1 protein-coding gene (cut by a window edge) is annotated in these 25,096 nt (G+C 61.8%); it reads right to left on the minus strand.

Features of this window, described 5'->3' with window-relative positions:
• On the minus strand, window positions 1–25,096 hold the 3' portion of the coding sequence (locus ACILSR_RS27805) for a beta strand repeat-containing protein (protein WP_395753085.1). It continues 7,589 nt past the right edge of the window; 25,096 of the gene's 32,685 nt are visible here — the last part of the coding sequence; its start codon lies off the right edge, out of view; it ends in the stop codon at window positions 1–3.

A 25,096-nucleotide genomic window follows, 5' to 3' on the forward strand; every position in this document is an offset into this window, starting at 1 on the left:
TCAGCGAGCAAACCGACGGCGGCGGCGGCTCATGAGGCCGAGAAGGCCGAGCAGGAGAAGCAGCGCACGGGAGGCTTCAGGCACGACGACCAGCACACCGTAGGTGGTGAAGGCGCTGGTGTCCCAGGCCAGGCCAGGATTCGTAAGGCTGAGATCAGGCAGGTAGAAGTCTCCCACGGCGCCGCCAGTGGTGAATCCAGCCGGGTTGTTGAAACCATTGTTCACGAGGGTTGTCCAGTCCACCAGGTTGAAGACCTCGCCAACTGCGTAGGCAGGGGTGCCATTGGCAACCACATGAACCGCACTGCCGCTGTTCAAGGTCAGCGTTCCAGCCACCGTGAGGAAGTCGTGGTTTCCTGAAGCAGGAGCGACATTGATCTCCGTCGCCACGGCCGTGTTGCCAGCCGGCGGAGTTCCATTGCCGTTGTCTGTGATGAGGTTCTGCACATTGCTGTAGCCGGTCGTCAATCCGGTGTCAGTGCTGAGGTAATACTGACCACCGGTGAACACAAAGGTGGTGGGTGCCGCGACCGTGGGTGTCGTGATGCCCATTTTAATCATGGAACCGGCATTGACGACGAGGTCATGACCAATGGTGAGCGAACCGTTGTCTGCGCCGAGGCTGCCTCCCGGTGCGAGAACACCGACCGCTCCAGCGCCACCGAGGGTGACCGTGCTGGTGGCACTGCCGAGGGTGGAATTATTGTCTGCAGAGAGCACTGCGGCACTTGTGCCTGTGAAGCTGTTGGTCGCGCCGCTGTAAGTGCCGAGCGTGCCTGAAGCCTTGCTCACCGTGACGGAGCTGGTGTTCGTCTGGCTGCCTGCGAAGTGCAGCTGCCCGCCGCTCACTGTGGTGCTGCCCGAGTAGGTGCTGGCGCCCGAGAGAATCCAGGTGCCCGTATCGCTCTTGGCGAGCGAGGTGGCACCGGAACCGTTGTCACCGACCGGTGCGGCCAGAGTGTTGCCGTCGGTATTCGTTCCGGCCAGGGTCAGCGTGCGGGCGGTGTTGGTGCCGGCGAGGACTGGTGCCGAGGTGCTGGTGAGCTTCAGCGCGCTGCCGGAGGCGCCGGAAGCGTCAATCGTGCCACCGGCGGTGCCGATGGTGAAGGAACGATCCGTGGTGCCGTCCGTCGCGCCGGTGCCGGTGTATTTCAGCGTAGCGCCGAGGATCTGCAGATTGTCCGCAGCGTTGGTGGAAGCACCAATGCTGCTGTTGCCGCCACCGTCGGCGAGATTCGTCGCTTCGAGCGTGCCGTTCGAGACCACTGTGCGGCCGGTATAACTGTTGGTGGTGTCACTCAGCGTGGTGGTGCCAGCTCCAGACTGGACGAAGTCACCGGTGCCGCTGATGTTGTTGGTGATGTTGTAGGCGTTGCTGCGGGAAATGACCAGCTGAGTGCCATTGTTGATGACAGCGCCGCTGCCGAGCGTGCCAGTGGTGGTGCCATTGCCGATCTGCAAGGCACCCGTGCTGATGGTGGTGGTTCCGTAGCTGTTGGTGCCGGTCAAGGTCAGATTGCCGGTGCCACTCTTGGTCAGACCAAAAGCACCGCTGACATTTCCACTCACCAGGAGTCCGCCGGACGAGTTGTTCGTCCAGGTTTGGGTGGCACCCAGAGCGACGTTGGCGCTAATGGTGTGGGAAGCGGAGGTGGAATTGACAGTGATGCCACCGCTGCCGACCGTCAGCGTGTTGGTGCCGGTACCATTGGCAATGGTCACATTGGTGGTGTCGGCTGCAGTGCCGGTGCCCGTAAAGGTCAGGCTGGCAATGCTGAAGCTGCCATCCAGCGTGGTGTTGAAATTAGCCGAAGCACCGGTGTTGGCAGTCATGAAGACATTGGTCGTGCCGCCACCAGGAATCTGGTTGGCGTCGACGGTGCCGGCGGCATCCGTGGACCAGTTGGTGTTGTTGGCAGCCCCATTGATGGTGCTCCAGCTACCCGTTCCGCCAGAACCCTGGGCGCCCGTCCAGTAAGCATTCAGAGCAAAGGGATTGGAAACGACGCTCAACTGCAACTTGGTCGTGGTAGCGAGGAAATTGGCCGCCGTGGAGGCACTGCCAGTGTCCCACACGAGAAGGTAGCTGTGGCCACCACCGACCTGCACCGAGTTGCCGCCGGCACCAAAGACGAGGCCGCCGGTTCCAGCACCAAAGGTGAAGTCGCCCGCAGCCGCCGAATTGGCCGCGAAGGTAATCAGGTCATACGTACCGTTGGCCAGTGTGGTTCCGGCGATGGTGTTCAGGCTCACGAGCGACCCACCTGCATTCAGAAGCAGCTTCTGATTCACCACGATGAGGTCCTGGGTGCTTGCGGTGGCATTGATGTCCATGAGCAGGGAGGTCGGCGTAGAAGCCCCGCCCAAGGTCAGGATGGTGGCCCCCGCCGTGGCGCTGTTTAGCGTCAGAGTGTTGATCGTGCCGTCCTGCAGGCTCAGGATGCCGCCGGTGGTGGTGCTGTTCACGGTGAGGCTGGCGGAACCCGTAGTGCCGATGGTCCGGTTGCCAGTGATCTGGAGGGTGGCGGAATCGGCCACGGTAACGGCGGTGCCAGCCAGCGAACCACCAGCGCCGAGCTCAAGAGTGCCCGAAGTCACGGTCGTCGTGCCGGTGTAGCTGCTGGCTCCAGTCAGAGTGGTCACGCTGGAAACACCGCCAGCCTGCTGGAGAGTGCCGGTGCCGGTGATGACGCTGCTGATGGTCAGCGCATTGCTGCGATTCACCACGAAGGCACCGTTGTTGGTAATCGTTCCAGTGCCGGTGCCGAGATCCCCAGTGGTGCCGCCATTGCCGATCTGCAGCGTTCCAGCGCTGATCGTCGTTGTGCCCGAGTAGGTGTTGGCTGCGGTGAACACCAGCTTGCCCGCGCCGGTCTTGGTGATGCTGTCGCCCGTGCTGCCAGAGCCGTTGGAAATCGTGGCATTGACAGTCAGGTCGTCGGTTGCGGTTGAGCTATCGCCGACGGCGAAGGTGCGATTGACCGGGCCAGTAAGCCCGGTTCCTACGGCAGTGCCGCCCAGAGAAACAAAACCAGAACCCAGGATCGTGGAGCCATTCGGATTGTTCGTGGCATCGTAGGTGACGTTGCCCAGCAAGGTCAGAGTGCCCGAGGTGCCGGTCTGAACGTTGTTGGTGCTCGTGCTGGTCGCACCGGCGCCACCCAGGGTAAGCGAGGCAATGCTGTTGGTGAAATTACCCAGATTAAGCAATCCGGTTTCACCGGCGGTCGTGTTGTTGATGGTCACCGCTGTGGAAGCCGGCAGAGAATTGCTGGCCGCGAGGGTGATCGTGCCACGATTGATCGTGGTGGAGCCGCTATAACTGTTCGGGCCGCCCAGGGTCAATGTGCCGCTGCCGACCTTCACCAAGTTCAAGGTGGATCCCACGTTGTTAGTGATCGCGCCACCAAAGCCAGTGCTGCTCGAGTCTCCAACGGTGAGGGTGACCGTTCCTGTGGTAGCCGAGTTGGTGATCAGACCACCGGTGGTGTTGCTGTCGCCAGCCAGTGAGGCCACCGTGGTGCTGTTGCTATTGAGGTCCAGCGTACCGCCGGACAACACCGAAAGCGCCGTGGCTGTCGGGAGCGCACCCAAATTGCCCAGCTTGAGAAGACCACCGCTGACAGTGGTGGCGCCAACATAGCTGTTGAAGCTGTTCGCAACGGCCGCGCCACCGAAGGTGATGTTCTGGTTCACCACGGAGGCGGTGAGTGCGTTGTTCAGGGTGATGATGCCCGTGGCTGTGTCAATATTCGTGATGGTCGTGGAGGCGGCAATACCCGTGCCCGTCACGGTCGATCCAACGGACAGCGTGGCGGCCTGCCCAGCGGTCACCGTCAGGGTGGTGGAACCTGCCGCCCCGGCAGTGGATGCGTAGGTCTGGGTCGTGCCGAAAGCAAAGTTGCCAGCGTTCGTGGTGGCCACGGCAGCCTGCGAAAGAGTGACTGCACTGCCTGCCACAGACACCACCGTCGTTCCCGGAGCAATACCCGTTCCATGCACAGCCATGCCAGCGACAACACCTGCGGCGGCAGTGGCGTTCAAAGTGAGCGTGGTTGTGCCAGCGACCGTCGCATTCGTGGCGGCACCAGTCGCGCTAAGCGCACCCGTCGTCGTCGGTGTCAAAGTCAAGGTACCGTCGCCTGCTTTCACCAGACCACCCGCGGTTCCGGTCACAATGCCACCCATCGTGGCGGTCACCTGCGGGCTGTTCACCGTGATGGTGCGCGCCGCGCCGCCCAAATTCACCACTCCGTTCAGCGTCAGGTTGTGCGTGCTGGCCGTTCCACCAAAAGTGAAGTTGCCATTCACCACCAGGTTGTTCGAGAAGGTGCGGGCAGTGTTGTCCGACTGGAGGGTGGTGCCACCAGCAATGGTGAGCGTGCCTGTGCCCAGCGGACCGCTGGTGATGCCGGCTCCCGCGGTGCTCGTCGTGCTGGCGGCACCGATGATGAGTGTGCCCGTGTTGAGCTGCACACCGCCCGCGAAGGTGCTGGCGCCGCTGAGCACCAGGGAACTGGTGCCTGCCTTCACAAGGCCGGCCACCGTGGTGCTCATGGCGTTCTGCACCACACCGCTCATGATCATGCCCATGGGCGAGCTGCCGTTGACCGTGATGGTCTTGGTCACGCCATTGAGTTCCAGGATGGAGGAAATCGTTGGCGTGAAGCCATAGTTGTCGTTGGTCGTGGTAATCGCACCGTTGATCACGATCGTGCCACCGGTGACGTTCGGAGTGGCAGTGCCGCCACTGTTGTTGAAGGTGAGCGACTGGAAGGTGTTCTGATTGACCAGGGTCAGGACACCACCGCCGTTGATGGTGATGTTGCTGGTGGAGGCGATGGAGCCGTTGTTTGTGACCTGGGTCGCATTGGCGTTGTTGAGGATCAGGTTGCCAGGAACCTGGATGCCACCGAGCTGGGAAGCCGCGTTGCTGATCTGGAGCGTGCCTTGGTTGACCACCGTGTCACCCGTGTAGGTGTTGGAGAAGTAAGGCAGCGGCGCGGTGAAGGTGAGCGAAGTCGCGCCAGAGCCGGTGGCCGCTGCAGACAGCACAAAGGTCGTGCCATTCGTGATGGAGGCGATGGTCGCACCGTTGGGAATGTTGGTGCCGAAGACAGGCATGCCGACTGCGAGGCCCGTGGTGTTGCCCGCGTTCACCGTCGTGGTTCCGGCGAGAGTGAAGGTGGACGTGGTGCTTGGGACGTAGTTGGCAATCGGCGCTCCGAAGATCAAGTTGTCCGAGGCAGCCGTGGCAGTGGCAGTCACCGCTGCGCCAGTGCTCGCATTGACAAGCGTCACCGTGGTGCCGCTGACGGATCCAACGACTGTGTTTTGCGGGATGCCGGCACCCTGCACATACATGCCCGCCACAATGCCTGCCGCATCAGCCGCCGTGGCCATGGTGATGGTGCTGCTGGCATTGGTCACAGAGGCGATCGCCGTGCGGCCGATCGCGGGAGACAGGCCATAGTAAGCATTGGCGGTGCCAGTCGCGGAGGCGTTCGCGGAAAGGGTGATGGTGGTGCCATCCACAATGCTCGCGACTGTCGTACCGGACGGAACGCCAGGGCCCTGGACTGGCTGACCAACGAACATGCCCAGGCTGCTCAGGACTTTGACCGTGCTGCTGCCGCTGGTGGTGGCAGTAATGATGGAACGCTCGGCAGGTGCGGTGGCCGACATCGAAGTCACGCCAGCCGTGGTATTCGCCGAAAGGGTGACCGTGGCGCCGGCTCCGGTTCCGGAGAGGGCGGTGATGTAGGTGTTGGCCGGGATGCCCGTGCCTGTGACCAGCTGACCCACCACGAGACCGGTGGCATTCGTCAGCGCCACCGTATTGGTGCCGCTGGTATTGGAAACGACGATCCCGCTTTGAGTCGCGATAGGAGCGAAGAGCAGAGTCGCGGAGCCCGTGCCGGTCGCATTGGAGGACAGGGTGACGGTCGTGCCCGACACGCTGATCACAGTGGTATTTGCCGCCAGAGTGCCGGTGCTGCCGACCGCCGTGGAGACCACCATGCCAGGATACACCACCGTCCCGGTCGGAACGGTGACCGTGGCCGAGCCGCTGGTCAGCGAAAGGTTGCCAAGCACCTCGGTCGTCGGCGCGGTGAAGGTCTGATCTGCAGCAGTCGCAGTGCCGGTCGTCACATTCTGGCTGACGGTAAGGGTGGAGCCGCTGTTGACCTGGGTGATGATGGAAGAAGCCGGAATGCCCACGACGGCCGCGTTGAAGCCCATGCCGACCACAACGCCGGCAACACCCGTCTGACCGGTGCTGTTGGTGCCGGCCGTGGTGACCAAGGGGCTGCCGGTCGTCGAACTGGCAAAGCTGAGACGCGGCTCAACGCGGATGGCAACCGTCGCGCCACCTGACTTCACGAAGTTCACCGTGCCGCCGCCGTTGTTTTCCAGGCGGCTCAGGAGCTGCGTGGTGCCGTTGTTGGCAAATGCGTAAATGGTTGAGTTTGCCGCCGTGCCGGCGGTGATGCGGCCATTCAGGATGTTCACCGTCTGGCCATTGTTGTTGGTAAGAATACCGCCTGTTCCGATGGTCAGCAGCTGGTCCATCGAACGGAACAAGATACTCGCTGTTGCGTTCGCCGCAGTATTGCGCACCGCCCAGGAGTTGATCGTGCGAGTGGTGATGTCCGAAACGCTGCCACCGGTAGTGATGTTATCTGCTGCAACACCGGCCGTGATGGCATTGCCGGAGTAATTGCCAAACGGCGTCTGGCCGTTGTTGCTGAAGCTCAGGTTGCCGACCCCGAAAGCGCCGGTAATCGGATCCACCGTCGAGCGGTAGCTGGCGAAGTCCGCACCGTTGATCACCGCCCAGCCGCCGATGATGCCATTGACGAGCGTTGGCGCGGAGGTGATGACGATCTGCGGGTTGGCCCCCTGGTTGAGCAGGGCCGTGTTCGATGCATTGACGATGGTGCCCACCGGACCGCCCAGGTTGCCGCCGGCACTGGTGAAGTTGATGGTGGACTGAACCGCACTGCCACGCGTGAGGCTGGCGAGGGTCAGCACCGAGCTTGATCCGGAGGTGGCGCCGCTGGCGAAGAGGGTGTTGTTGATGACGTTGGCACCACCATTGATGGTGACCGCACCGAGGGTCTGGGTGTCTGAAATATCGCCAGCCAGGAAGGCGAGGGTGCCGCCTGTGAGGCTGAGGGCACCCGCGCCGATGCGGGAGGAACTGACAATGCCGAGGCCGCTGTTGTCGAGTGTCACCTGACCAAATGGCAGGCTGATCGTGCCAGTGGTGGTCATGGTGGCGCTGTCACGGAGAATCACAGAGCCGCCGCGCACGGTGAAGTTGCCGGAACCAAGGTTGCTGGCGCTCACAAGAGTGAGGCTGTTGGAACCCTGTTTTTCGAAGTTGATGTTACCGCCGGAGATGGCTCCCGCGAAGGTGATGGCGGTGTTGTCCTGAACCGCCAGCAACGTGGCAGTCGTGCCGCTGCTGTTGGTGACGGTGCCAGCGCCACCAGCGTAGATGTTGGCGGTGGTGTTGGTCAGCCTGCGGACGGCCTGGGTGTTGCCATTGAGGTCGAACGTGCCGCTGTTGACGTTCAGGTCGGCAACGGTCGCGGCGGTTGCCGTCGGGATCACAAGCAACGGATTCGCGGCAAGGCCGGCGCCGAGCCTCAATGTGCCATTGTTTACGGTGGTCGGTCCCGAATTGTAGCTGGCCTTGGTCAGGACCGCCGTGCCGGAGTCATCCTTGGAGATGCCGCCCGTGCCCAGCAGAGTCGAGCCGATGGTAAGCGTGGTGCCCGCACCGAGGACGTGGAAGTTCCAAGGATTGGCAGCCGCCGTGAGGGTGCCACCGCTGAAGCCAGTGTTGCCACTGTTGGCGATGACCCCACCGCTGGTGATGGTCAGGGTGTTCAGGGTACCATTGAGACCGTAGAACTGTCCGCTAGGACTGTTCGTGGAACTCAGGTTGCCGCCACCGAAGTAGCCAACACCCCCGCCATTGTTGAGTGTAAGGCTTTGCACCGTCGCAGCCTGCTGGATGCTGGTCACACCCGTAGCGAGCGCATTGACGGCAGCCGGCACAATGAAGTTAAAGCGACCTGTGCCAGCGGTGATGGTGGAGGAAGCAAAAGAAAGAGTCACGCTGTTGCCCGAGATGGCGCTGATTGCGGCCCCGGCGGGGATGCCATTGACAGCGGCGGCAATGGTTTGGCCAAGAACCAAACCGGTCGTATCCGTGAAGGTGTAAGTGGCTGTCGTCTGAGCAGCGCCAGCATTGGTGGACGCTCCCGTGAGAACAGCACCGACTCCCACCCCGGTGGGGAGGGTCTGATATTCAGATGAAGTCAGCAGACGGAAGCCATTGGCATCATGCGTGACAAAGGCACCCACCGTGTTGCTAATGTCGATGCCGATGACATCAGGGCGGATGCCGTTTGTCTTCGAACCACCGACTGCAGGATTGGTCCCGACCAGTGTCGGCGTGGTCGCAATGACGTTCACCCGGTTCGCGCCCGGCGCACCACCGCCCAAGGTGCCGGTCGCACCAGCATTGAGCACCAAGCTGCCGTTGTTTGTAGCACTTTGTGCGGAGAGCGTGCCCAGGTTGATTCGCGTCTGGAAGCTGGCATTCTGAGTCAGATTCCACTGGGTCTGGCCAGCGAGGTTGGTGACCGTGTTCAGAGTTTCGACCACGGCGGAGCTGCTGCTGCCCTGATAGTTCAGGATACCACCACGGTTGTTGAAAACACGATCGGCAGCCGTGGCCTGGATGGAGGTGGTGCCACCGAGGCGGTCACTGATGGCTCCGGTGCCGTTCAAGGTAAGAACACCTCCCTTGCCGAGGTTGGTCGTCACAAAACCCACCTTGCCGGTGGCCTGGTCCAGGGTAACGGCATCACCGAGGATGGTCAGCGTGCCCAGCAAAGAGCCTGAGCTGTCGCCAGTGAGCGTCCAGTCTCCCGAACCAACCTTCGTGACCGAGAGCAGGCCGGAAGTGTAGTCGCTGAGGAAAGTGCCCGCGAAGGTGCCGGAGGTGCTGTCACCCGTCACCAAGGTAGCGCCAGTGCTGACGTTGAAGTTCTTGATGACGGTGCCTGCGACGCCGCTGATGGTGCCAACCACGATGTTGCTGTTGCCACGCATGTCGAGAATGGTGCCTGCATTGGCAAGATTGACCGCAGTGGCGGCATAGTTGGAGGCTGCCGTGCCCGTGTTTGGTCCGAGCACCAGAGTTCCGGCATTGACATTGACCGTGAGTGTCTGGCTGCTGAAGCCTCCCAGCTGAAGGACGCCCGGACCTTCCTTGTTGATCGTGCCGCTGGTAAGGATGTTCGAGTTGATGGCGAGACCACTCTGCTCATTCGACTGACCGGCGGTGCCTTGGACTGCAGTCAGTCCGCCAGCCACCTGGGCCACGGTGATGGTTGCCGTCGAGGGCAGCGCGAGACGTCCGCTGATCATGGGCACGATGCGCACATCATCCAATGCGCTGGCGCTGATGGTGTCCGCACTGTTGCCCAGCGTCAGCGTGCCGATGCCACTGATGACAAAGGTGCTGCCAGGGCCGCTCGCCGCCGCCAGGAATCCACCCTGCGACTGGAAGGCGAGCTTGGAAACCGTTTCGTTGAAGCCATTGAGATCCCAGGCTGCGCCGCCACGAACTGTGACCGTAGCGGTGTCAGCGATCTGCTGGCTGGCGAGATTGCGTGTGGTGGAATTGCCAACGCCTGCGGTGTCACCGCCGCTCTGAGTGCCGCCTGTGACCACCAAGTTGCCGGTGATGGCATTGCCAGAACCGGTCTGATTATTCAGGAGAAGGATAACGCCATTGCTATAGGCGGTGCCGGTGTAGGTGTTGGCGTTGGTGAGGTTGATGGTCGGGTTGTTCGCAACCTGGGCCATGGCGTCCATCACCAGATCAAAAGTACCGGTGCCGTTGGCGCCGATGTCGGAGTTGATGGTCAGGATATTGGCGCCGCTGTGGAGGAAGAGCTCTGAGCCGCTGGTGGTCAGGCGGCCACGAACCGTCGTAGAGCCGATCGTGCGTGCGTTATTGTCAGTGCCGGAGAGGAGGCCCCCGGAGGCGAGGGTGAGGGTGTCGGTGGCAGCAGCGAAGTTCACCGTGGAAGCCGCACCATTCAGGGTGAGGGAGTTGATGATCTGGCCTCCGGTAATCACACTTTGAGTGCCGTTAAAGCGGACATTGCTGGTGCCCGTGGCCGCTGCCAGCGTGGTCGTTTGTTCGATGCCGTTCAGCTGGCGGATGCCAGTGGCAGGGTCGTATTTGGCAAACTCGGCGTTTGCAGCAGCGGTGGTACCGTCAGTGGTGACCACGGTGGCCCAGCCGCCGATGATGTTGTTGGTATTGGTGGTCAGGGCTGCTGCGGTGGCAGTGACGAACGGATTGCTGCCCAGCACACCGCCACCCGCAGTGAAGGTGAGGGTGGATCCAGTGGAACGGCTGAAGGTGCCGCCAAGATTCAGGGTGGCCTGGCCAAGACCACCGTTGCCGACGTTGGCACGGATGACGGCATTGCCGCCCGTGACGGAGAGATTGCCCAAGATGACCGACCCGACGGTGCCGCTGCGGCTGATGTACTCGAAGGCACCGCCATCGAGGTTGATCGCCACGGCGTTGCTGATGCGGTTGCTCATGGCCTGGATGCCGGAGTCATCCCAGCGCAGGAGGCTGTTGCGAATGCTGATGGTGTCACCAGCAGTCATGCCGGACAGACGGCCCTGATCCACAAGCGCGGTGATGCTGCCCATGAAGGTGGCGTTGCCGGTAAACTGGTTGTTGTCGCGCAGGTTGAGCTGCGCGCCGCCGGTCTTGATGAAATTCAGACTGCCATTGATCTGGCCGGTCCAGTCACGAGCCGTGTTCACGTTTGTGATGAACGTCGCAAGCGAGCCCGCGTTGTTGATGATGCCGCCGCTGCCCGGTGTGGCGTCGCGGCTGAGAAGGTCGCCGACAATCTGATCGTTGCCGTTCAACTCGAGCAAGCCAGCTGTCAGGACGAGAGCATCGTTGTTGGCGGTGGTGGTGTTCGCATTGATGAGCGGTGCCGTGGCAAAGCGGTAGAAGATGGCGTTGTCCGGAGCACCGGCGGCGATTTCGACCGTGCCGAGGTTGATGATGGTGGCACCGGTGTAGTTGTTACCGGCGGTCGAGTTGAGCAGAACCCTGCCGTCGCCGCTCTTGAAGAATCCGCCTGTCGTCGGTGCCACACGTCCGCCGAGCGCCACATCCAGCGTCAGCGTCGTGCCGCTGCCCATGGTGTGAATGGTCCAGGCGGTGGAGGCCGTGGTGGTGGTCAGTGTGCCTGCGCCGGTGATGGACGCACTGGTCTTGGCCAGGATGCCGCCGGACTCGACCTGCAGGTTGCGGAAAGCGTTCACCGTGAACGGACCGGAGCTCTCGAAGGTGATGGAGTTGACGCTGTTGGAGGAGACACCCGTGGCTACAGCGCCGGAGTTCAAAGCCCCAGTGACACGCATGTTGGCATTAGCCGTGAAGGCCGTGGCCATTTCGGTGGCAGCATTCAACGGGCGGATGCCATTCGTGGCATCGTAAGTCACGAACTGTGTCGTAGCCGTGGTACCATTGCTCGTGAACGAGGTGTCGGCGATCGCCCATGGGAGGATGCGGGTGTTGGTGCCGCTGGTGGCGGTCTGTCCAATGATCGTCTGGAAGTTGGTCGGCGCCGTCGTAGTGGCGAGGATGATGTTGGTGTTGGTGGCACCCGTGCCCTGGCCAAGAGCGTCACCACGAATGAACAAGGTTGCGCCGTTGGCGCGGGAGAGCGTGCCGGCGCCAGCGGTCGTGATGCGGAGGTTCGCTCCGGTATTATCCAGCGAGATGAGGTTGTACCCGACGTTGATCGTAAGCTGCGCGTCGGTTGCCAGCGCCTCATTCACCGCAGTGCTGCTGTTGCCCAGAATTTCAAGCAGACCACCGTTCAAGGTGACCGCACGAGTGCCGAGGCGGACGCTGCTGGCAGTGCCCGTGTTGTCGAGTGAGAGCTTCACATCCGGGACGATGCCGGTGTAGGTCGCGTTGTTGAGGGTGGTGGCGGTGGTGCCGAAGATGCCGAGGGTTCCAGCGCCGCTAAGCGTGATGCTGCCCTGGTTGATCACGGTAGTTCCCGTCGTCGCCGTGCCGTAGGTATTGGCTGCGGTCAAAGTGAGGTTGTTGGTGCCGACCTTCGTGAGGGTGAAAGCCCCGCTGACCACACCACTCAGAGTGATGTCGCCGGCAGTCACACCGCTCAGTGCATTCATGCGGCTGCCGCCAATGCTGGTGGCGGCTGACATCGTCACCGCGCCGGCAAGGCTGGCCGCAGTCGAGGATGAGTTGATCAACGCAGCCAGAGAACTGACGGTGCCGACGCCTGTGATGGAGCCGCCGCCGCCGAAGCCAGCACCAGCGATGGTGACCGGCTCAGCACCGATGGTCAGGCCATTGAGATCAAGCAATGCGCCGCTGGAGATCGTCGTACCGTTCGTCGTGTCGCTCAAGGCACTGGCGCTCCCCAATTTCAAGGTGCCTAGATTGACAGCCAGAGTGGTGAAGCTGTTGCCAGAGCCCGAGAGCGTCAGGGTATTGGTGCCGGTCTTGGTCAGGGCAAAGGCACCCGTGATGTCGTTGCTGAAGGTCAAATCTCCGTAACCGCCGATCGAGGCGGCGCTGCCGAGCGTGATGGCACCGGACAGCGTTGCCGCCGTGGCGCTGCTGTTCCAGATGGCACCCTTGTAGTTGGCAGCGAGGGGAGCGGTGCCAGTGCCGTTGATGGTCAGCGCCTTGCTGATGCTAAAACCATTCACATCCAGCATGCCGTTGGTGGCACCCACCAAGTTGGCGATGGTTCCTGATGCCGTAGCACCCTGCGAAATGGTGATCTGCGTGGCACTGTCCACGCTGACAATGTAGGCGCCGTTCGGGATCCCGGTGCCAGTGACCGCCATGCCCTGCTGCATGCTCGCGGTGGAAGAGATGCCCGTGATTACGGCAGAACCACTGACAGTCGTGGCGGCAGCCTGGGCGGTCAGGGTAGTTCCAGACACCGTAACGAGGCCTGAAGGCAGCGCCCCTGCGTTATTGAGCATCACGGTGCCGTCCTGGATGGCAAGATCTCCGGTGAAGGTGCCGGCAGTGGCGTTGTCACCACCGAGGATGAGGGTGCCCTGGCCGGCCTTGAGAAGCGCGCCGCTGGTCCCCGTGCCGGTGACCAGACCCGTACCGCTTTGGGTGATGGTGCCGATGAGGTTCAACGTGCCAGCGCTGGCATTGGTGCCAGCATTCGCGGTGGCAATGATCGCGCCCGTGCCGATGGAGATCAGGCCGTCCGCGCCGAACCAGCCGGTGCCGAAGCTGCCGGAGGGACCATTGGTGACGTTCAGGATGGAGTTGCTGCCCAGCACCAGGGAGAAGGTGCCTGCGCCTTGATTACCCGTTGCGTCGATTTGGTTGGCAGACTGGGGAGCGACCACCGCACCAAACTGTGAACCGAAGGAGTCGAGCGTGGCCGTGGTGCCGGCGGCCAGGTAGTAGGCATTGTTGATGATGGCAGCGCCATTGTAGCCATTCGCAACAGTGGGAGCTGCGAGGGTGCCGAAGAGATTGCTGGAGCCAATGGACTGGAAGGTGTTCCCGGTGTCGGCACCGGAGTAGAACAGGCGGAAGCCGCCGCCGCTGCCAGCATTCGTGACCTTGTAAACAATCGAGTGATAGCCGCTGGTGAGGTTCACGGTGACGTTGGCAAGGTCGCTGAGGCCGTGGCCGAAGGTGCCGTCGCTGGCGACAGCGACGCCATCGATGTAAAGGGCGAGACCGTCGTCGGAACCAGAGCGGAAGGTGTAGTTCCCCCCTGTTGCAATGTTCACAAAGCCGGAGAAGGCGGCGGCGCCATTGGTGAAGGAGCCAGCAGTAGCGGTCGGACGATTGGCGATGATGCCGTCAGCGAGCTGGTTGATGAACACGTTCGAACCCGAGAAGCCCACTCCGGAGAATGCCTGGGAGACCGTCGCGGTTGGTGCCGCAGCAAGCTGGGCAAAGGAGCCGTTGAGGCCGCCGCTGCTGTAGCCGAAGCTGGTCATGTTCGCACCCGTGAGCACGGCACTGTTGATCTGAATAGGATAAGCGCCGTTGAGGACGATCGGAGCGCCAGAACCCAGCGTCGTCGTGGTGCCGATCTGAACTTGGTCGGTAAAGAGCAGGTTGCCCTGGCCGACATTGACAGGCTTGTCTCCGGACCAGCCGAAGACGACCACTGTGGAACCCGAGGCGACGTTGATCAAGGGGGCGGCACCACCCGCCGTGTCGCCGCTGACGTTCACCAGGCGCAGAGTGTAGCCGTTGGCGCTCGAGACGTTGAGGATCTGGCCGCCATTGAGTTGCAGGTCGTTGATGGCGATGGTGTTGCCCGTGTTGGCACCATTGTTGCCGACGTTGATGCTCGCAGTGGCAAGCGAACCGTTGATCACAATGTTGTTGGCGTAAGAGATGACACCATTGTTGGCCGTGCCGTTGTTTTGAAGGGAGAGCAGACCTCCGTTGCCGATGGTGGCAACGGTGCCGGCGAAGACAGGGGCCGTGTTATTGTCGTTGAGGCCGGCGAGAGTGAGCGTGCCCGCGTTGACCGTGACACCACCCGTGAAGGTGTTGTTACTTCCCAGAAGCAGCGTGCCGAGACCTTCCTTGGTGATGCCGTAGGTATTGCCGCCGTCATCCAGAAGCATGTTCAGGGCCAGCACCGCCTGGGGCGCATCCACTGTGATCGTGGTATTGCCCAGCAATGTGGTCGTCGTGTTGTTACCCTGGATGGTCAGGTTGTTGGTTCCCTTGAGCGTGATCTGCGTGCCGCTGAGCACCAGGGCGTTGCTCAAAGTATTTGCGCCCGTGGAGGTCAGGTAGGTGCCCGCCGCACCGGTGGTGAGAGCGCCGGTGCCGATCGGGCCACTGGCGAAGGCGGAGACGATGCCCGTTGCGCCATCACGCGTGGTCACGTTGGTGCTGCCACCGACAGCGAGGCCGCCCGCCTGCACATTCACACCGCCGCCGAAGGTGTTCGCGCCAAGAATTTGCAAAAGGCCATTGCCGGTTTTGGCAATGCCCGTGGTTGCGTTGTTGCTGGAACTGCTCACCACCAAGTTGGCGGGTGTCCCGGTGTTGCCGATCACCAGGCTCGGTGTCACGTTGGCGACGGTCGTATTGCCATTCACTGTCACAGGAGCCACATTGAAAGTGCGTGTGCTGCCATTGAGGTCGAGAATACCTCCAGCCACCGTGCTGGTAATCGCGGAGACCGTTCCCACATTGGATGAGGTGGCCGTCACGTTGCCCGTGAGGGTCAGAGTGGCTGCACCACCCATGTTCAGAGACGGTGCGGTAGTGCCGCCGTCATTGTCGAACTTGAGACCAGCCAGCGTCTGGCTGAACGCATTGAGATTGAGGGTGGCTGCATTTCCTCTGAGAACCGGAGTAATGCCGAAGTTGATCTGATTGGCCTGCAGCAAGCGCACACCGCCCCCGTTAATGATCAGGGAGTCAGCGACTGTGGTCGCCAGCGGAATAGCCGAGTTGCCCGTAGTGCCGTCCGCACCGGTGACATTGAGATCGAGGGTGCCGCCGCTCGGCTGGGATGGCCCACCGTTGACGATCGTGCCGCCGCTGTAGCTGTTGAGGCCGTTGTTGATCTGAAGCGTGCCGCCGTTGTAGCCCGTAAAGACCAGACGCAGCGCCTCGGTGCTGTTGTCCACGATGCGGGAGTTCATGATCACCTGTTGGGTTGCCCCGGCTGTGATCATGATGTTGAGATCAATCGCTGCAGAGTCCACCGCTCCGCCCGCTGTGAAACGACCGCTGTCCAAAGTCCCGCCGATGGTGGCGACACCTACACCCGTCTTGATGAACGCCCCTGCAGTCAAGTTGAGCACGTCTGTGGCGGCGGCGAAGTTCAGTGACTGAGCGGTTGCTGGATTTAAATTGAGGGCATTGAGATTGAGCCCGCCCGTTGGCAGCGCGAGTGCGCCGACGGTCCCCACCTTGTAGTTTCCTGTGGCGTTGCTTGTGGTCGGAAGAACCGTGCCGTCATATCCGCGGTAACCCACGGCGGTGATGGCCGCCAGGCCACCGGATTCTGTTCCGACCGGTGTGACGTAGCTGACGAAGTCAGCACCACCAAACACCATCCATGGGATGATGCCGTTCGTCATCAGGCTGGAACCGTTGGCGACGATCAGACGGGATGCACTGCCCATCTGTCCACCAAGGGTGTTAAGATTCAACACGGCACCGTTGCCCTGGGTCACTGTGCCCAAAGACAGGACGGCGGAGCGCACCGGGCCGTTGAGCCCGGCGGTCACGGTGATGTTGCTGTTGCCTTCTGCAAAGAAGACGTTGCCAAGTGTTTCTGTCGTATTGGTCAGGTCACGCCCGGTCAAGTTGATGATGCCGCCGCGGATCGTGATGGCCGAGGTGTCGTTGACACGATCAGCTTGCGCCATGGTGCCGGCATCGCTGAGCGCGAGCGTGGCGTAGCTGATGGCGATGGCACCGTTTCCGGACAGGCGGCCTTCATCAATCAAGGTGAGCGTGCCGCCGTTGATGAGCGTGCCGCCAGTGTAACTATTGTCCGAGTAGAAAACATTGTTCGGGTTGGAGCCGGAACCCGCCTTGTTGAAGAACAAACTGCCCTGGATACTGCCGCCCCAACCGCCTGTCGTGCCGGAGGAGTGCGCAGAAATGAGAGTTCCCGTGCCGGTAATGGTGCCGCCAGAGCCTGCAAAGGCCAGGCGGTTCGGCGAACTGATTTCACCGACCATCTGCGCATTCGCGCCAAGATTGAGTGTCGCACCAGGACCAACCGCAAGGTTCTGCCCCGCCGTGCCCCCCTGCGCCCCCTGCCAGAGGGTGTTCTCACCGCCGTTGAGGACGGTCGTGCCACCAGCCACGGTAAAGAAGTTGTTGCCTGCGTTGAAGAACTGCTTGGTGTTAAAGGTGAGGGTGCCTGCAAGGCTCTTGGTAACATCCTGGGTGTTGTAGAACGCGGCATTGACCGTGAGGTCGGCACCGGTGTCCACTGAGATCGCGCCCGCGACGCTGGTGAAGACGATGGCGGCAATACTGGTGGCGGCAGGCTGCGGGGCAGTGCCCAAGAAGATGGCCGGGGCGGAACCGAGGCCTGCAAGAGTCGAGTTGCCGATGGTCTGACCAGCCCCAGTGGCAAGGATCATGCCTGTGTTGATGGCAAGCTGCGTACCACCGGAGGTCGCGAAGGTGACGTCGGTACCTGTTCCAGAGATCTTCAGAGCATTGGTCGTGCGGAGGTTCAGGCCGGGGTTGCTAAGCGCCACGGTGTCACCAGTAATGTTGATGACATTGCGCCCTCCCGTCACAGTGGCTGCATCCTGGGCATTCATGCCATAGGCAGTGCCGCCGTTGATGTTGGTGTATCCCAGGTCCGTGCCAGTGCCGGTACCATCAATGGTGGTGTAGGTCGAGTAAGCCTTGAGGTTGCCCGCGGCACCGGAGCCGGTGTAGGTGGCGAAGTTCGTGCCGGTGGCGTCCCTTACGATTGCGCGCAAAATGATTCCATCACCCGCAGCCGTCGCGGTATTGACCGGAGTCGAACTCACAAAAGTAGCAGGCATCGTCGCCGCCACTGGCGTGGTGGTGAAGATAATGCGGTTCGTGGTGGCATTGAAGGTCTGTGCACTCTCAAAGAGCAAATGACCGCCTGTGCTTGGCACGGTAAGCGAAGCGAAGGTCAGGGTGCCATTGGCTGCTCCTGCATTGTTCAGCGTGAGCTTGCTCCCGCCCGGGCCGGCAGCGAGCGCTGCAAAAGTTTCGGCGGAAGCGGAGGTGCCGTTGGCGGTGTAGGCGAAGTTGCCGGCATTCAGAGTCACGTTGCGGGCAGTGCCACCGCTCAAGCGGGCAAGCGGTCCGCCCGTGGTGTCGTTAATGCTAAGAAGGCCATTGTTCTGAACAGTGATAGCACCAGTCCCGCCGGTGAACTGACCGGCACCTGAGACGTTGAAGGTGCCCTGAGTCACCGCGATCGCCATAATCGTCGTCTGCGCAGAAGTGAAGTTCAGTGTGCCGGTGCCGATTTTGGAGATCGTGACCCCATTCGCGCCAATGCTGCCGTTGACATTGATGATGCCCGTGCCCACCGCATTGAAGGTCGGGCTGTTGCTCAACGCGAGGCCACTGATGTTCAAGGTGGCTCCGCTGGCGGCACCCAGGAAGATGCCCAAGCTGGCCGTGTTGGTGATGGAACCGCTGATGGTGTTGATGCCGCTGGCTGAGAAGACTGTTCCCGTACTGTTGATGCCGCTGGCGCTGCCAGCTCCTGTGGCCGCCAGATTGATGGCACGGCTAAAGTTGACGCCTCCCGTAAGATAGAGCGCGACTCCCCCGCCGTTCGAATTTGTGGTGGTCCCGGGACTGAGGATCACCTGACCAGAGCCAAGGTCATTGTCATTGTCCACGACAAGGACACCGCCAGCGATGGTGGTAGTGCCAGTGCGGGTCGAGTTGTTGCCCGTGATGACCAGGGTGCCGAGGTCGTTCTTCTGCAACGCATTGCCTGCGGCGCTGAAGGTGAACGGAGTATCAATCACTGCCGTCGTGCCAGGCGTCACGTCGATTCCCACGGAGGCTGCGTTGAGATTGATGGTGCGACCTGTGAGCGTGTAGGTCGTGCCGCCCCCGAGCCGCAGGCCCTTGGTGCCCGAGTTCGCACTGAGGCGGATGACGTTGGTGGAGTTGCCGAAGGCTCCATTGCTCGTGCCGGACAAGATACCGTCCGTGACGTCAATGATCGCGCTGCTGCCACCAAAGGTGTTGCCGCTGTTCGTCAGTTCCAGAGTGCCCACACCGGATTTGGTAAGCACGATCGAAGTAGCGCCGGTGGCGCCGCCCGAGATCAAGCCATTGACCGTCAAACCTTGGACCACATTGGAGTTCGTGGCGGATGTGCCGATGTTAAAGGTCGGACCGGCCACTGTGGAACCGGCACTGAAACTGCCGAGAACGACAGCATCCGTAGCAGCCAGGGAGAGGCCATAACCGCCGGTGGCGGCGGTCGTCGTCAGCGTGATGCCATTGCCCACGATGCTGTTGCCACCAGGAGTCAGGAAGCTGGCGGGAGTGATAACCTTGTTCGCCGCCTGGTTGAAGAGAACCGTCTGGCCAGCGCGGCCAATGGTCACCACCGGCACTGCGCTGTCGAAAGTAATGGCTCCAAAGTTCACCGCATTGGAGGTCCCCGTGCCGTCGCCATCCGTGATGAGGCTCAGGGCGCCACCGTCATTGATCGTGATCGGCAGTGTGCTGCCGTAGCCTGTGAGGTTGAGATTGAAGGCACCCAGGCCGTTCTTGGTGATGGACGTCAGGGAGCCGATGTTCGAGACAGGACCGTTGATGTTAACGGTCATGTTCGGATTCACTACGTTGACGACGAGGTCAGCGCCGCCATTGAGAGTGGTGGTGCCGTTCAGGTTGATGACGGTCGCGGTGTTGGTGTTCGCATCAAACAGCGGTTGCCCGGAGAAGGTCACGGCGTTGACGATGCTGCGAGTGTTGCCGTCGCCATAGAGCGTGGTGCCGGAACCCATGGTGATGGCGCCGGTGCCCGCCGGGCCGCTGGCAAACGGGGTGGCGTTGGCACCCAGACCCGCGGCCACCAGCGTGGTGACGTTGGTGTTGGCCGCACTCAACATCAAGCCCCCCGCAGTACCGCCAACAATGGTGCCGCCAGTGTAGAAGTTCGCCGCGTTGAGTTGGAGAATGCCGTTGCCGGTCTTGCTGATGGCGGCGCTGGAGGCTCCGACATAGGTAACAGAGGTGGCTGAAGAAATCGTCGTATTGGCATTGGCAGCCAGGGTGACGGTGTTTCCGGAAATGGCACTAACGGTCGAACCGAGGAAGGTCGAACCCACCACAAGGGTGGACGGCACGCTGGCCACAGTGACCGCCGTGCTTCCGGTGCTGCTGGACGTCACCGAAACGGTCCCGGCCGCGGCAATGACGGATGAGATGGTCAAGCCAGCCACAACCGGCGCATAGCTCACTCCATTGAGCTGCGTGGCAGCCACATTGATGGTGTCCGTGCCTGCCGCCAAGGAGAGGAAACCGCCGGTGACGGTGGGCGTGAAGGCCGCGTTGCTGGAACTGGCCACGCTGATGGGGGTGGAGCTGCTCAGTGTCAGAATGCTGCCAGCCACGTTGGTCACCGTAGCCGCGCCAGTGTCACCACCGATATTGTTGAAGGTGACGCTGTTGAGGGTGTTGTTGAAGCCGAAGGCACCGGCCAGGGTGAGGAGGCCACGTCCGTTGATGGTGACGTTGCTGGAGCTGGCAATCTGGCCGGCATTGAGCAGCATCGTCACGGCAGCGCCCGTTCCCTGGACGCCGCCGTTGATGGTGAGGTCGCCGGGGATCACCACGTTGGTCGCGGTGCCGATGGTGGTCAGGCCGCCCGTGCCCAAGCTGGCGAGGTTCAAGGTGCCCTGATTCACGACGGTTCCACCGCTGTAGGTGTTCGCATTGGTCAGCGTGAGTATTCCCGCACCGGACTTGACGAGTGAGGTGAGGAATCCGCCGCCCGTGTCGAAATCCTGGATCGAGGAATTGACGACGATCGCTGGGGTGAACGTCAAGGCTGCAGCATTGGCGATTGTAGACCCGGTGCTCAATCCAATGGTAGCTCCGCTCACGGACGTGACATACGTACCCGCAGTCACACCAGTGCCGGTAACCATCATGCCGGGAGTGATCGTGGTCGTTACCGCGTTGAGTGTAACCGAGGTCGAATTAGTCGTCGCACCCGAGGTCGTGCCGGTTGCTGTCGTCGTATTGGCATTGTAGATGACCAGCTCCTTGGTTCCAACGTCCACGCCGCCTGCGGTCACGATGCCACCGGTGGTTTGATTGCCGATGAGAGAGCCAGCAGAGATATTGTTCCGCAGCAAGCCACCCTCGATCAGGTTCAGTTTGTCGGTGTTGCTGGCAAAGAGGATGTCGTTCTGCACCCCGGCTGCCGCGCTGGTGAGACGCAGCAGGCTGGTCGAGGTCGTGCCCGTGGGCAGGGTGATGGCCTGGTTGGTGCGCGCCAGCACTTCAGTGACCGCCCCGCTGGCAAAGCCCGCCAAGTCACTGCCGTTCACATAACCTGGTGTATAGCCGATGTAGCCGCTCGTTCCCACAGCGCCGACACCTTGTGCCACGTTGTAGGCCGCGTAATCTCCGCTGTTAGCGATGGCCCATGCTCCGAGCGCATTGGTGCTGGCATTGTTGGCCAGCCCACTGTTGAAAAGGATGCGAGGATTCGAACCTTCGGAACCAAGCGTGCCGCCGCCCGAGGTGAAGTTGACCGTCGTCCTGTCGCTGCGGCTGAAGCTTGCAAAGACGAGATCACCGGTCTGGTAGGTGCCGACGGCCTGTACCCCGGAGGTGATGACGTTGGCACCCTGGTTCACGGTCAGCGCACCGAGGAATTCATAGCCGTTGCTGTTGGGGCGGCTGTTGTAGGAAATGGTGCCGCCGCTGATGGAAATCGGAGCCGCGTCGTTGATGCGGTTGGTGTTGTCAATAAACATACCGGCATTGTTGTCAATGGCCAGTGTGCCGTAGCCGATGGTGATGGCAGAGGTGTTGGTCAAAGTGCCGTTGTCACGCAGGGTGATCTGGCCGCCGAGGATGCTGGTGGTTCCGGTGTAGGTGTTGCCACCGATCACCGTCAGGGTGTTCGCACCGAGGCGGGAGAAGTTCACCTTGCCCGTGATGCTGCCCGCCCAAGTGCCGTTCGCCGCATTGGTGATGAAGTTGCCCGTGCCGGTGCTCGTGGTCAGGGTGCCGCCGGAGCCAAGAACGACGCCGCCGTTGCTGGTGAAGCTGCCGGCGTATTGCGTGTTGCCGTTGAGGTCGAGGGTCGCGCCGTTGTTGATCTGCAAGGTATTGTTGAAGAACAGGGTGTTGGTGCCAAAAGCCAGTGTCGTCGTACCGGCGTTCAGAGTGGTCTGGCCGGTGTAGAACTGCTGGCCGGTGAAGGTCAGGCTGCCCGCCAGGTTCTTGTTCAGGCCTGCCGTGCCGGTGAAGGCACCGGTCATGTTGAGGGAGGCGCCGGAGGCGATGTGCAACGCGCCTTCCCCGGCGAGAGCCACACGCGGAATGCTCAGAGTCGAGGCACCCGCATTGACGATGATACCAGCTCCCGAAGAGGTGCCCAGTGTCAGGGTGGCGTTGTTGGTGCTGGTGACGCCGATGTTCACGGCGCTGACGATGTTCAGAGCGTTGACCGCGCGGGAGACAATGATGTCATCCGTTGTGATGAAGCTCGTGCCGATCTTGAGGGTGTCGGCGGCACCGGAGGCATTGATGTCCGTATACGGTGTGTTGCCATAGACAAGGATCTGGCCAGCCGCGCCGCCGGTGATCGTCCCATTTATAGTGTAAGTGGTAGGGCTTAAGATCGTCCCGATCGTGGCTCCCGCAGACACCGTGGAGCCATAAACCGCCATGCCAGCTGTCAGGCCGTTGGTGCTGGCAACAGTCACCGTGGTGTTGGTTCCCGTCACCGTGGCAGAACTCAAGGTCAACTGGTTGTATCCCGCAAAGGCTTGGAGGCCGAGGGCGTTCGCTGCCAGGCCGGTGTTGTTGTAAGTGCCGAACTCAATGCCTCCGCTGGCGGCTGCCGTGCCGCTGACAGTCACCCGGGAGAGGGCACCGACCGTGTTGGTGGCAGCGAGGACCGGGGCCGTATTGAAGAACACTTGGTTGTTGGCAGCGCCAAGCTGGGTGTTGGAGGTGAAGTTGAGGTAGCCACCCGTGCCGGTGACGAGCGAACCGAAGTTCATGATCGTGTTGCCACCGTTGTTGGTGATGTTGAGGGTGGACTGGCCGCTGTTGGCGGTCAGGATGCTCGACGCGGTCGCCGTCGTGCCTTCCGTGGTGCCCGCGCTGTTGCCGATGAAGTTCAACGTGGCACCGGTGAGGGTGATGGGCTTGTTGTTGAGGCGGTTTCCAGCAAAGGCGGTGGTGTTGTCCAAAGTCAGCGTCGCACTGTTGGCCACCGTGATGAGGCCGGTGGCGTTGGCGTTGGAAACGTTGCCCGCCGCACCGCTGAGGGTTGTCGTGCCGCCGTTGTAGTTCGTGGCGCCGCCGTAGGTGTTGGTGGAAGTGATATTCAGGGCACCCGTGCCGCTGTAGGTGAAGACACCGCCTGTGCTCGTGCTGCCGTTGATGATCGGGGTGCTGATGTTGTAAATGCCCGTCCCCACAAGGGTCAAAGTGCGGCTGGTGGCGTCGTTGGAGAGCTCAATGTCCTGGCCGCTGAAGGTCAGGGTGGCACCACCGCTCAGGTTGTTGGTCAGCGTGCGGTTGCCGGCGTTGTTCTGAATGCCGTAGGCGATGGTGGCGTTGCTGCTGAAATCAATGGACTGGCTGCCGGTGATGACGAAGTAGCTGTTGTCGAGTCGCAAACCTTGGGCGAGCGCATTGGCACCCGTGAGAGCGACAGTGGACTCCAAAGAGCCACCACTGACCACGAGGGCACTGAGGCTGCCGAAAGGATTCAGATTGCCCGCACGGCTGTTGATCACGCGGCCTTCGATGAACGTGCTGCTGGTGTGCGCGGCCACAGAGGCCGTGCTGCCGCCGAGGGTGACAGTGCCGGAGGTGTTGAAGGCCAGGCCCGTGGCAGCACCAGCGCTGGTGAGTATGCCGTTCCAGAAGGTGTTGCCCGTGCCTCGGATCGTCATGGTTCGGCCCGTGGCGGATTCATTGTTATTGAAGTTGCCATTGAGCGTCAGCGTGCCCCCGGAGATGGTGTTGGAAATATCCCACGGGTTGCCGGTGGCGCCGCTGATGAGGCCACTGGTGGTGATGGAGTTTGTGCCGGTGAAGTTGACGGAGGTGTTGGATGCGATGGTGAAGGCATTGGCAATGGTCAGCCCGCCGGTGTTGGTGGCGAAGATGCCGCCGTTGCTCACCGTGATGGTGCCAGTGAAGGCCGTGCTGGCACCCGTGATGCCGAGGAAGCCGGAACCGATGCTGTTGATGCCGCCGGTGAAGGTGCTGGCACCATTGATGATCCAAGTGCCGCCGTCCGTCTTGCTGAGGGTCAATGCACCACCATTGTCGGTCAGCGCCTGGGTGATCTGATTGGCATCGTTGCTGAAGCCGCGCAGGGTAAGGGTTTTGGCACCCGCGACGTTGTTCACGAAATTCGTGAGCACGAGCGCACCGCTGCCGCTGGCATCAATCGTGTTGGAGGCATTGAGATTGATCTGACGGCTGCTGGTCTCACCCGTGCCCGCGTAGATCAAGGTGCCGCCGCCGAGGTTCAACTGCCCAGCACCATCACCGAAGGCACTCGATGTTGTGGAACCGCCCCCGATCGTGGTCACAATCGTGGTGCCTGCGCTCAGCGTGGTGTTGCCGGTGTAGGTGTTGGCCCCCGTGAGATAGAGCAGGCCTGCACCTTGCTTGATCAGCCCGCTTCCCGCGCCGCCACTGATGACGCCGGAGAGGGTGGCGTAGTCGGTGTTGGTCGTGGTGTTATCGAAAACCCGCACCGTACGCACCCCGCCGTTAAGGTTCAGGTTGGCGGTCACCGTCACGTCCGACAGGGCGGTCGTGGAGTTTAACTGGAACTCACCCGTGCCGTTGCCGATGCCACCCGTGCCGAAGCTGGCGCTGCCGCCGAAGGTGACTGTGAGTGGCGAGGAGGAAGCCGCAAAACCACCGTGCTGGTTCGCGCCCCACTGCACCTGATTGGCACCCGTGCCGATGGACCGGGTGAAGGTGCCCACGCTTTCGAGGATCGCTTCGTTGGTGTTCGTGCCCTGGTTGAAGAGGAGGTTGCTGCTGGAGAGGCTGTTGATGCTGCCGAAGGTCAGCACGGTGTTGCTGGCGATGGTCTGGGCCGTGCTCAGGCGCACGTGGGTCTCATCAAGGATCGCGGCGATGGTGCCGGTGCCGCCCGCCGTGACGGCCTGGCCGATGCTCAGACCTTTGGTGCTGTTGACGTAGAAATCCGTGGTTGAGGTCCCGGCAGCCAGCGTGGTGGCACTGGTGGCGTTGGAGTTGGCATCCTGCGCGACC

The sequence above is a fragment of the Prosthecobacter sp. genome (assembly GCF_044222565.1).
GTDB lineage: Bacteria > Verrucomicrobiota > Verrucomicrobiia > Verrucomicrobiales > Verrucomicrobiaceae > Prosthecobacter.